This window comes from Herpetosiphon geysericola (genome assembly GCF_001306135.1).
Taxonomy (GTDB): Bacteria; Chloroflexota; Chloroflexia; order Chloroflexales; family Herpetosiphonaceae; genus Herpetosiphon; species Herpetosiphon geysericola.
Genome location: NZ_LGKP01000037.1, coordinates 42,556 through 54,008, shown reverse-complemented (window position 1 = coordinate 54,008; position 11,453 = coordinate 42,556). Strand labels below are relative to the sequence as shown.

At 49.5% G+C, this 11,453-nt stretch carries 9 protein-coding genes; 2 read left to right on the top strand and 7 right to left on the bottom strand.

The genetic code is table 11. The features are described 5' to 3' along the window. The 3 genes from SE18_RS23715 to SE18_RS23705 form a co-directional block, all read right to left on the bottom strand. A partial coding sequence (locus SE18_RS23715) for a class I SAM-dependent methyltransferase (protein ID WP_054536966.1) occupies positions 1-654 on the bottom strand: 654 nt, incomplete at its 3' end. A gap of 618 nt (positions 655-1,272) precedes the next feature. Then, positions 1,273-2,304 (bottom strand): ABC transporter substrate-binding protein, encoded by a 1,032-nt coding sequence (locus SE18_RS23710; RefSeq protein ID WP_054536965.1) that lies wholly within the window; start codon positions 2,302-2,304, stop codon positions 1,273-1,275. Positions 2,305-3,128: 824 nt separating this feature from the next. Beyond that, positions 3,129-4,586, bottom strand: a complete 1,458-nt coding sequence (locus SE18_RS23705; protein ID WP_054536964.1) for a peptidase associated/transthyretin-like domain-containing protein — start codon at positions 4,584-4,586, stop codon at positions 3,129-3,131. Positions 4,587-4,589: 3 nt separating this feature from the next. On the opposite strand from SE18_RS23705, the gene SE18_RS23700 reads away from it, so the two are divergent. Both SE18_RS23700 and SE18_RS23695 read left to right on the top strand, forming a co-directional pair. Then, complete coding sequence (locus SE18_RS23700; protein WP_152976739.1) at positions 4,590-4,871, top strand: hypothetical protein; 282 nt, start codon at positions 4,590-4,592, stop codon at positions 4,869-4,871. Positions 4,872-4,929: 58 nt separating this feature from the next. Further along, on the top strand, positions 4,930-5,676 hold the full coding sequence (locus SE18_RS23695) for a transposase (protein WP_054536962.1): 747 nt from the start codon (positions 4,930-4,932) through the stop codon (positions 5,674-5,676). Between the two features lie 193 nt (positions 5,677-5,869). On the opposite strand, the gene SE18_RS23690 is transcribed toward SE18_RS23695, so the two are convergent. The 4 genes from SE18_RS23690 to SE18_RS28390 form a co-directional block, all read right to left on the bottom strand. Further along, entirely contained in the window at positions 5,870-7,216 is a 1,347-nt protein-coding gene (locus SE18_RS23690; protein ID WP_054536961.1) for a PD40 domain-containing protein, read from the bottom strand. A gap of 46 nt (positions 7,217-7,262) precedes the next feature. After that, on the bottom strand, positions 7,263-8,741 hold the full coding sequence (locus SE18_RS23685) for a carboxypeptidase-like regulatory domain-containing protein (RefSeq protein ID WP_054536960.1): 1,479 nt from the start codon (positions 8,739-8,741) through the stop codon (positions 7,263-7,265). 863 nt (positions 8,742-9,604) lie between these two features. Beyond that, complete coding sequence (locus tag SE18_RS27305; protein WP_152976738.1) at positions 9,605-10,348, bottom strand: hypothetical protein; 744 nt, start codon at positions 10,346-10,348, stop codon at positions 9,605-9,607. A gap of 860 nt (positions 10,349-11,208) precedes the next feature. Further along, entirely contained in the window at positions 11,209-11,442 is a 234-nt protein-coding gene (locus SE18_RS28390) for a twin-arginine translocation signal domain-containing protein (RefSeq protein WP_054536957.1), read from the bottom strand. Between the last annotated feature and the right edge of the window lie 11 nt (positions 11,443-11,453).

Here is an 11,453-nt window from a genome sequence, read left to right as displayed (position 1 = left end):
GAACTCGACGATCAGCAGACGCTGGCCTAGATCGCGCAGCCGACGCAGCAGCCCCGGTCGTTCCTCAGGTGGGATCGAATGCAGGCTATAGGTTGCCTGGATGATGGTCCAGCCGCCGCTCTCCTGATGCACGAACTCCTGCGCAGTGCCGGCGAAAGCCTCGATGGGCCGTCCAATGGCATCCAGGCGCTCGCGGAGGTCGGCCAGCAGCGCCGCCGACGGCTCGACGATACCCAAGCGGTCAATGGTGGGGGTTAGGGCAGGGAGGAGAGCGTGGCCATTACCAGCGCCGATATCCAGCACATCCAGCCGCTCGTATTCGGCGTAGACGGCACGCAGGGCGGCGCTCGTCGCCGCGTACAATGGGATGTTGCCACCGCCGTCGATGAAGGCCGCGAAGGCATCGCCGCTGACGTAGACATTCTGCTTCCCCTGGCGAGCTACCCGACCGAGGTAGGCCGCCGCCTCGGTAAACACCCGCTCGTCTGGGTCGTCCGCCGCCGCACTGCTGGCCAGTTCAGCAGCACGCGCCAAGTCCTGGTGACCGAACGCCAACAGCGCGGCATAGAATCGATCGAGCGGATCAGTGCCGACTGGAAGATCGGCATGGTAGCCATGCTCCTGGTACGCGTCCCAAAGCTGCTCAAGACTCATTGGTTGCCTCCTGCAAAACACACACTATACACGATTCGCTGCCCCCAGCGCTAATCAGCCGCCGCTTGTCCCAGTCGGTCAAGCCGCCATCAATCAGGAAAAATGCGGCATTGGCGGCACGCGAGCGTCACTGTGGAAGCCGACACCCTCGTCAGAGCCTCGCTAGGATGCCAATCATCCCGTTCACCAGCATCCGTCACCCGATCTTCCTACACCCGTCCCTCAGCGTGCATCCCCACGTTTGCTAAGACCCGAGCAGATGCCTGATTGGAGGCACGACAGGCCTGCACCGATGGATACATCCTTAACATCACAAAATCAAGGTCGTTCATCGATCCGTGCTAGCGATGATCACCATGGATGCTTTTATGATATACTGGTGTCAAACCTTCTCCTCTCTCTTCTCTCCCACAAGCGGCTCCATTATGCGAGCCGTTTGTGGTTTTAGGCCGCTTGTTCCCTTGCGCCGTATCGATTGCGCTCCGGGCCTCCGATCAGCGACATGCGCTGGCAGCGGAACGGTGTCACATGTGGATCGTCGTCATCTCGTTATCGACGACTATGGTTGGTGCTCTTGCCGTGCAGCATGTGTGCAGAGGAAGTCACCCATGCAACAGGCTAGCGATCCGACAGCCCATCAAGGAAGCGCGTCGAATAGGCACGGTCAAGGTCGATCGGTGTTTTGAGGATGCCTTGGGTTTGTAACAGCTGCTGGGTAAAGGCCCAGCGCTCCGCCGTCATCGTCCCCAGCGGGGTCGATCCGGGTTGGACTAACTCAATGAAGACGCTTAAGCGTTGCATTTGTCCATGGCGATCGACAGTCGGCGCATAGTCTTTTACATAGTCCACGGCTTGCGATGGGGTCCGAATCACATCCTGCCACCCCTGCATAATCGCTTTCAAGAACCGCGATACGAGTTCTGGTTTCTCGGTCACCATCTGTTCGGTGGTGATGACCACCAATTCATAGCTATTAATGCCATAATCGCTGAAGCGCATGATCGATGGCGGATAGCCCAGCTCGCTGAGTGCAATCGCCTCATTGACATTCCAGGCGACCAGCGCATCAATTTCGCCCGCAATTAACTGGTCAATTCCTGCATCCGTGCGCGCAATAGGGGGCGCTTGGGCGAGATCAATCTGTTGGGAGGCTAATAAGGCCGTATAGAGCTGGGTTGCTCCGCCTTCCGATACCAGGACCCGTTTGCCAATCAAATCCTGCGGCGTTCGAATATTGGTGTTCGGGAGCGACAGCACGGCTAGAGGACTATTTTGGGTCAGTGCCGCGATGCCCACCACCGGCTTGCCCTCGGCCCGGGCTTGCAGAATACGGTCGGCACTCGCCACGCCAAAATCAGCATCGCCACTGCTAACGCGCTCGGTGCCATCAATATACCCATTAGCATCAAAGCCCCCTTCGCGCAACGTGGCCTGGATCTGCTGATCCGCAAAATGGCCATTTTTTTCGGCAGCGAAAAACCCAGCCGACGAAAAATCATTGACCCAATTCAATTGCATCGTGACCGTATCCAGCGGGACCGTGGTAGGCGTCGCGTGCAAACCTCCACATCCCGCAACCACGACCAGCAGCAGGCTGACAATACTCCAGCGTCGACCCATGATTGACCACCCGCGTTGTTGCCGATCCATAACTATCTCCATGCCACAACCACACCATGCCGTCTGCACGTGCGTGAGCCATCGCCGCGCGTGCCCGAACCAGAACCGTGAATCCCCTTGGCCAACAATGGACGATGCCGATCGCGTAACCAGCCGTGGATGTGCATGTCCCGATCTCGTAGCTTCCACGAATGCCGCGTTGCTGATAGAGCAACTATGGGCAGCCCCCGCATGCGCGAGGAATGAGAGCAGCCTTACCCCATGATGCCATCGGAATGCGTGTTAGTGCGCTGCGATCAGGGGTACTGCACTAGACGCTATGGAGCACAAAGATGCATCACAGCGTGTCATCGCGGCCAATGGTCGACGCATCGTCGGGCAACGATTGCTGCATGCCGAGGCTACGGCGGACCATGCCCATATGGGCTGGCTGTCGAGCAATCCCAAGCACAGGGTGCGGAGGAGGGTCGTGGTGCGTGGAATACGATACGAGGACAAACGGTTATGTGCCAGTATAGGTGCATCGTCAAGCCCCTAAGCGGAGAGTGGAGGGATGAAGACACGGATGATACAAGGGCCAACGGAGCCAAGTGCAGGAGGCTGTGCGCACTGCGGCAGCCTCGTAGGCCGTCAACGGCGGATTCATCCATCCGATCGCATGCTCTGAAAAATTCCTGGTATCCAGCACCGTGGTCATCGGTTAGGATGTATGTTAACTACTCACGTTTTCGTTAATGCATATCCATGATTTGAGACCTTCTCCGCCGTCGCCTCCGTAGACATGGCAAAATCCCGTAGTAGTCGCTTTTTTAGCATGGAATGGGCAGAGGCTACCATGGTTAACTTCTGCCCTATTAATTTTTCCAAGCGACGCATGACAGTTGACTCTGCTCAGAGGTATAGCTATAAATATCGACGGGTTGCGTATTTCTGGATTCGAGAATAGAGATGGTAAGGATATAGGAATTTCCCGTATTTTTGTTATACAAAGTTTTTCGTTTAATAAACGCGATATGCTGCATATCTGGCGAATAACTAGGACAGAATAACTCTTCATCTTCTCCAACATCGATATCAATCATTTTCGTTCCGGTTGTGGGATGAAATGTGTAGATTCTTAATCGCTGGGATGAATCATTAGCATCACTCGCATTAAAGATGATCGTTTCATTATCACTCCCCCATGTTGCAGATACAACATTAATATACTGTGGATTTATTCGAAATGGTCGTAATAGCGTATTATTATCATCGGCATTCGCAGGAAGATCAAGACCTGTACCAATATCACTCATATTTATCACGATGATGGATCTATCATATCCTTCCAATCCCATTTCAAGGCCAGTTATTGGATCAATCTTATATGGTTCTAAACTATGATCCTTAATAAACATGATTTTTTGGCCATTGGGTGACCATGATAAATTTGAGGGTATATTGAGATTATCGATTGATATGACGCTATTTTTTTTAATATCAACAATAGAAACCTCAAATCCATTTGTCTGTGTTAGATTTTCAAATAGTATTTTCTCTTTTGAAGGTGATAATATAAAAATAGGATAGGTTTTCTGTATATTCAAATCGAAAACTATCTCTTCAATTAACAACTTACGCTCTGTATCAAAAATACATGATTTATTAATAGCACAACGAAAATATAAATAGCTATTATTATAATAGACATCATTTAAATAATCAATATTAAGATAGTCAATTGTATGTAGTAATTCACCCTTTGTATTAATGATGAAAATAAAATTCTGTTTCCATTCTTGATACGCCATGAATGCAAGCTCATTATTTGGTATCGTTGTCTTATCAGCGCTTTCCTCAATTATACCAATAGTGTTATAGTCAAACCTTGCTTCACTTAATAAGTGTGCCTTTAACTCAGTGGTCTTTGAAACTACCGTATTCATCGATACAACGGTATTGGAGATCGTCTGCGAATAATCAATAGCTTGCTGCAAAAGAATTTGCGCTGAGTCGTCAGTATTGATTTTTGCAGTAGGACTATAATAAGCAGTGAATCCATTAGATGTAATACTTATGACTCCTGTGTGTTCCAGTGAGGGAAGGATAAATATATAAGTACCATCCGAATCTGTGACTGACGAATAGCGCATTCCCGCTACATGTAATTCCACGTTAGCACCAACGATGGGGATATGGGTATCGCGACTATAGACTGTTCCTTTATAAATAGACGTCGAACTTGACTTTCCACAGTTTCCCAAGAGCAAAAGGAGACAAAGGAGACACCAGAGATGAATAGCACGGCTTAATCCTACTCGGGATGTATGCATAGCATGGCTCCTTATCATGATGGCAATAGAAAGATCACTCAGAAAGCTGAATCGACCCGGACGGCCATGGCCAACCAAATTGGCACGGATGGGGCGCTGTTGCTTGCACAGATCGATACCGCTGCCGAGCCATGGCTCGCCGAGATTCCTGCGGTCAAAACACTACGTGCTGTTTGGGCGGATCACTATACCACTATCCCTGAACCCATAGGCTGGCAAACCATTGCCGAGATGCCATCCGCTGCGGACCAGATCGTTTCGCCGTATGACCCTGATGGGCGATGAAGTATGAAGCGTGATAAAACATGGATTGGGTATACAGTCCATATCACGGAAACATGCGATGACCAGCAACCACGCCTCATCACCCATGTGGCAACGACCGTTGGTTGCCACGACCCCTGATGACCAAATTGTGCCAACCATTCATGCCGCTTTAGCGGAGAAGCAGGTACTTCCATCCATCCATTTTGTTGATGCAGGGTATACGGATACAACGCTCTTACTGCACAGCCAGCAGCAGTATGGGATTGACCTCTATGGCCCGGTCGCGGCTGATCCGAGTTGGCAGGCACGGCAACAGACAGGCTATGACCATACCGCCTTCCAGCTTGATTGGGAAACCAAAACGGCGACATGTCCCCAGGGCATCCAGAGCACACAATGGCATCAAAAACACGATATCGGCGGGATCGACTGTATCGATATCCGCTTTCCAGTTGCGGTCTGCCGTCACTCTCCAAGTCGGACTCAGTGTACCAAGGCGATCACAGCCCCACATCATCTGAAACTGCGAAGCCAACCGCTCTATCTGGTGATGCAAGCGGCGAGAGACCGTCAAGCGAGTCCAACGTTTAAGGCGCTCTATGCCCATCGGGCTGGTATTGAAAGTACCATGGCGCAGGGCATACGCCGGAGTTACCTTCAACATGCGCGCTATCGAGGACTTGCACGGGTTGCATTCCAACAAATCGTGACAGCGGTCGCACTCAACCTGATCCGTATCAGTGCATGGTGGGCTGGAGTTCCCATCGGATTGACGCGCGTCTCTGCGCTTCAGTCGCTTAGGGTCGGGATTTCTTTGGCGTAACCATGAATTCGCCACCAGTGTCAATATTTGTGCGACATGCGGCAGATTAAATATAAAGAATCGGTTACATATCTAATAATCATGGATGTAGCGCGGAATTAACCTATCAAAATAGGCTAAAAGCCTTAATTTGCTCTTGGCTATATAAACGTTGGGTTTATTTTGGATAGGGAGGTATTCAGTTTTTTGATTCCTATTTATGCCAATCTGGTTCAAAAAATGATGCATAGGCACTTAACATTTCCTCACGATGGATGACTCTCGGTATTGAGCCGTTGGTATCAATTACGGTTAGTTCGATAATGCTTATGGACTCTTCAATACTTACTGACACATCTTTTATAGTATCGGTACTATAAGCAATTTGTTCCCCATCAGAAGACCAAATTGGATGAGTCGCATTGACAGCTTCATCGGTTAATCGTTTTAAGTTCGTTCCATCAGGAGCAATACTATAATTAACATTAATATCATTAAAGAGAATCGATAGACCATTCGGTGACCAACGTGGATGATTCGCTGAGACGACACTATCTTTTGGTATGAGCCGTTTTATATTTGTACCATCAGCATTCATGATAAAAATGGTTAAATCATTTCCATCATAGGCAGAAAATGCTATAAACTTACCATCAGGCGACCACTCTGGTTGGCGTGGAGACTCAAGACCTGATGCTACCGCGGTACGACCAGATCCATCACTATTTATGACATAGATATCGGTAGGTCCACCTCGATGCGCTTGCGATCCAATGTATACAATCTTCTGACCATCAGGCGACCATGCAGGTGCTTCTTCAGAGAGATCACGGCTATTCGTTAAGTTCGTACCGCCCGATCCATCTGGGTTTAAGAGATAAATATCATACTCCTCTGCTCCTGGACCTGTCGCAGCAATAAAACGTCCATTAGGAGACCACCGTGGCGAAAGAAAGAAGGCTGCTTGACCTTCTGCGTTTGTCAGGCGGCGTTCGTCGGTTCCATCGGCGTTTATAACATAAATGTTGGAGCCCATTTCCAATTCACGCATCGCAGCAAACGCAATTCGTCCTTGCGGTTGCCTGGTTGGTCCAAGCGTTGGTGGTATCGAGGCCGAAGGAGTGATTGATGAAGACACTACGGGAATACTGGTTTGTCCAATCTGGATTGTATCAGTTAATGGTGCTAACACAATTAATGGAATGTGTGACTCAATACCATTCTGCTCAGCCGTTATTGTATCACTATAATATGTAGTATAGCCACGTGCCGTAGCATTCAGTGCCTTAATCTGATGGTTACTGGGAATAACAAAGATATATCTCCCTTCGGAATCAGTTCGTGCCTTATGATCGGTTTCATTAATAGATATGGAAACATCTGCATCGAGGATAGGTTTGTTTTCTTGGTCATAAATCATCCCTGTATAAATAAATTTCTCTGCCGCTGGTTGGCCACATGCTACCAAGACGAGCATCATACTCCCTATCCATACCATCAATATCGTCTGCCAGAGGCGGCTCATAACGCTATCAATACGGATTTCGTTCTGCTGATTCATAGATACATCCTCCTTCTACTAGTCAAGAATTCTGAATAAGGCCAGATCACTCAGACACCCATTGATCAACCGTCTTTTTCTCTATCAGATCCCAAGCGCCTGATTGTGGATTGTACTGTTTCAACCCATCCAAAACGCCGCTATAGCCATTCGATTCAATCCCATAGACCCAATCGTAGTATGCTGCTGGACTACTGATATTGATCCCATCAAAATCCCATACGATATTTTGCGCATTTTGTACTTTAATCCCAACCTGCACCAGATATTTGCCTGGAGCAGCACAATCAAGATAGACGTGAAAGATTTCGATCTCATCCGGTTGCAACGTGTAAGCGCCAAAGGTGGCAGCTTCATCAACAGCAGTCACGCCCACCTGTTCGCCAATGGGAACCGGCTGAATCAGTGCGGCATAGGTTCGTATTAAGACGCCGCCTTCCGGCTTATAGAGAAACGCATGGACGGGACCCGAAAATGACTCATAGCCGATGAGTTTGAGCACCGGATCACGCTCAATAATCATCTGACGCGTTCCGGTATTATGCACTGATACCTCGATATACACAGATGAACCAGGAATACAGGCATAGTAGGTTGGGGATTCATTGGGTGCGGGCGCAACCTCAGAAGGAATGGGTGTTCCCCATGGAAAAAAGACAAACGTATCGGCGCCATATTGGCTCATAAGCGAAGCAACATCCTTGGGATTGGCGGCTGAACCACGTGCGGATGCGGGTAAGAGCGGTTCCCATTGATCTGGTTTCAATTGATAGCACTTGGTTGCAAAATTACACTGGATTCGACTACTGATCGCAAGGGCATCACTGCCCTGCCCATCGGATGCTGGTTCGGATTCGGGTGTTGGACTAACCGCTGGAGGAATGGATGGAGTCGGAATACTGCTCACAGGATCGATTGGAGGCTTTTTTAGTCGAATATCGTCAAGCTGTAATTGAGTTTCGACAAGGAGTGTATTGCGCCGATAAGGCTCATAGATGGCAAGTTCAACATTGGTTATCCCTTGGATTGGGAGATCGGTATCTCCAATTTTGAACCGATAGAATCCTTCGGAATCGGTATACAACACATGCGTTGTCGTCGGCAGTTCAAGTGTTACTTTTGCATGCGCCAATGGCTGATTGGTTTGCGCATCACGCACGATGCCACTATATTCCAAAAAGGAAGCCTGTGACCTATTCCATATCCAGAACGTACCCCCTACGACGACCACCAGCATGATCAAACCACCAAACCAGAACCATGGCGAGGATGTTCGTTTCATGGGCATACCCTTTTCCTTCCGCAGGACGTTGGCCGATACAAGCCGATCGGGTTCTCCCAGCGAGGCGAGCGTTGTTTTAATCTCATCAATACGCGTGCGCGTCTCATCAATCTGATTGGTTAATGAAACGGGCTCATGAATGCGGCCAAATTGAGCGGCTTGCTCATTTAACGTATTCAGATTCTGTTGATACATGGCTAATTGGCGTAGCAGCGATTGCCGTTCCTTATCTGATGTATCCATAGAAGCCATCCTTCCACAATCAATGAAAGAATAATCTAAGCGATCTCCTCGTGCCTCGATTGCTCCATTGACCGATCCACCATTCCGATAGAGGATATCTGCGACCGCAACTCCCCGTCCTCGGTGACATCGTCATCAATAGGGACAGAAAGAACCCATTAATGGTCAACCATCGCTCCATGGATACGCCAAAACCTATTATTGGTGCGCCAAGAACGTCGCATCTGCATCGCGTGATGACCAGCGCTGGTGCGTGATAATCCATCCTTGGTCAAGTGCTGTGTAGGCTGCAAGACGGTCAGTAGGACAGGGATTGCTTGCAGCGAGGGTATCTGTGTATGGACAAATGCGTAAGTACACGTTGATGCGTTGGTCGCTATAGAGCGATGGACGAGGCTGGTATACCTAGTTCGGTGTATAGTTTCTCATAGATGCATGAGCGCTTGTAGCATAAACAATGGGTACTTTTCGCCTCGCGATAGGGAAGCACCTCATGGTTGAGATCAACCTGAGAACGACGCATTCGGCTTGTAATAGCTGTGATACTACTATATAGATACACTGGATGGTTATTTCTTGCATAGATTGAAAAAAATCACCCCTATAGGTGAGGATGATCCCTCGCACCCTATGAAGGGCGCACACCACATGCTGATCGTCATCAATTGACCACATTGTGACGGAGCCAACGAGTGATGAACGGAGGATGCTATGCTATCTATACTGCGGCAACATCTGATGCCCCTCGACGGTGGAATTAATCCATCCGATTACACGCGTGGAAGCACCACGGGGCGTTGGACGAGGAGGTCGCCGCACACCACAGTACATGTGGCATGTTTTCCGCAATGGTCATCCGTCCCTCAACGACGATCCCACGCATGGTCTGCCCGAATCGTAGTTTCCAGCTGGCACAGAAGGGTCGCAAGCAAATAGGTAGCATATGGGCGCTGGTCTGGGTCACACTGCTGCTCAAACGCACAACTGGCGGCGTGCATGCGCAAAAACCCCTCACGCACGGCGCTCCCAAGAGCCATAAGGTCTGCCCGTCGTTCCGCATCGAGGGTGGTGTCGGTGGCAAGGCGTGCGGCCATCGCAGAAAGGTGATCCGTCCATCGCTGATCGGTGCGCTCGGGATCGAAAATAAAGAGGCGTGCCACCCGAGACTCAATGGCTGATGGCTGATAGAGGAATCCATCGAGCACAACCACCCGCAGCATGACCGCACGGTACTCATCGAGCAGGGCACGGATTAAGGGAATGACTTGCTGCGCCTGGGCAGTTGTCGTCATCGCCTGCAAGGATGCGTGCACGATATCGAGCGCATCGAGCCTGACCTCCGAGGGCCAACAGACAAAGCATACGGGATGGGGATAGGTAGAAGGAACAAACGATGCTGGGTCGTGTGTTGATGGAGATGGCTGCATCGTTTGCCGATAGGTATGGCGCGCCGTTTCCTGACAGGCAGGGCTGCAATAGTGCGGGCCACAGATCTGCGGATCGCCCATGACGTGGATAACACGATGACAGCGACGACAAAAGACCGGAGCGGGCTTCCGCGTTACCTGGACCAGCGCTGCATAAAACCAGAAGCGATCGGGGAGCATCAGCATGCCTCCTTCACGATTACGTACATTAAGCCTTATGCCTAGCATACAGCTACCGTCAAGAGGTGCAAAGGGTTTTAAGGAAAATTATGCATGTTTATTTCTGCATTATTCGTTACGGCGCGATCCATTGTGGTTAAGTGCCCTTATCCAGAGGTTCGCTTCGGTCTTGAGGAAAAGTTATTTGATAGACACAAGCGACATACCTTTTATTATGTCAATTATTATAGTGTCGTCGCTGAATCCGCAACGGATCGTGATTGGAAATCTCATGATAGTTGTTCATAATTGCATGGGATGCTCATAGTGTCTTTCAAGCAGAACTATCAGTCTGAGTGAAGGTTCCTGAATTGGCGATAATAATGTTCTTCTCAAACGTGTAGTTAACGACGGGATGATCATGCGTTTTTAGCCGCATAATCATCCACCTTGCAAGGAAATAGAGCACAATAACACCATTAATTATGTCAATACACTCTTGTTAATTATTACTCAATAAGGCCATTATATGATTGGGTGTTAGGTTAATTTCATACACCACATTGGTTCATCGGTGCTTCATGGGCTTCACATATACGAGTGATACGAAACTACCAAATAGCCCGTAGCGGCGATAGTGGAGCGGGAATATCATACGTTTAACGAGAAACCATGATGTGTGCTCCTACTGTGCGATCATTGAAGGACGACTGATTGCACTATAGTCTTATCCACCATACAATGCGTTTTCTGTAGTGAGTTTTCCATCAGATGGCCACTAGTGCCGTACTTAGTGGCCATGGCTCGGTATTCCCGACTCGGTAGTGTACTGCTCTCGTACTGGGCTGACACGATGAGACGAGACCAATCACGCCATCACTTCATTTCGTGACCAGTGGAATGAAGACGCGTTCTAAGGGTGTTGACTTCCCATACTTGCCGCGCCCATAAGGCCCAGCCCCATAGCCAGATCTGCCTTGAGGCGTGGGGTTGAGCGAACGGCTGGCTGCTTCCTCAGCAGTGTTTGTCCCAAGAGCAACCGCCAAGACGCAGACAAGTTTCAAGAAGTCACGCCTGCGAACCAAGAAGGACGTACTCTTCGCGGTGGAATCCATAGATACCATCC

Excerpts from the sequence above, each read along its gene's own strand:
- SE18_RS28390 (WP_054536957.1), bottom strand. The coding sequence starts at position 11,442 with ATGGATTCCACCGCGAAGAGTACGTCCTTCTTGGTTCGCAGGCGTGAC.
- SE18_RS23700 (WP_152976739.1), top strand. The coding sequence starts at position 4,590 with ATGGCTCCTTATCATGATGGCAATAGAAAGATCACTCAGAAAGCTGAA.
- SE18_RS23685 (WP_054536960.1), bottom strand. The coding sequence starts at position 8,741 with ATGGATACATCAGATAAGGAACGGCAATCGCTGCTACGCCAATTAGCC.
- SE18_RS27305 (WP_152976738.1), bottom strand. The coding sequence starts at position 10,348 with ATGCTCCCCGATCGCTTCTGGTTTTATGCAGCGCTGGTCCAGGTAACG.
- SE18_RS23695 (WP_054536962.1), top strand. The coding sequence starts at position 4,930 with ATGACCAGCAACCACGCCTCATCACCCATGTGGCAACGACCGTTGGTT.
- SE18_RS23690 (WP_054536961.1), bottom strand. The coding sequence starts at position 7,216 with ATGAATCAGCAGAACGAAATCCGTATTGATAGCGTTATGAGCCGCCTC.
- SE18_RS23705 (WP_054536964.1), bottom strand. The coding sequence starts at position 4,586 with ATGCATACATCCCGAGTAGGATTAAGCCGTGCTATTCATCTCTGGTGT.
- SE18_RS23710 (WP_054536965.1), bottom strand. The coding sequence starts at position 2,304 with ATGGATCGGCAACAACGCGGGTGGTCAATCATGGGTCGACGCTGGAGT.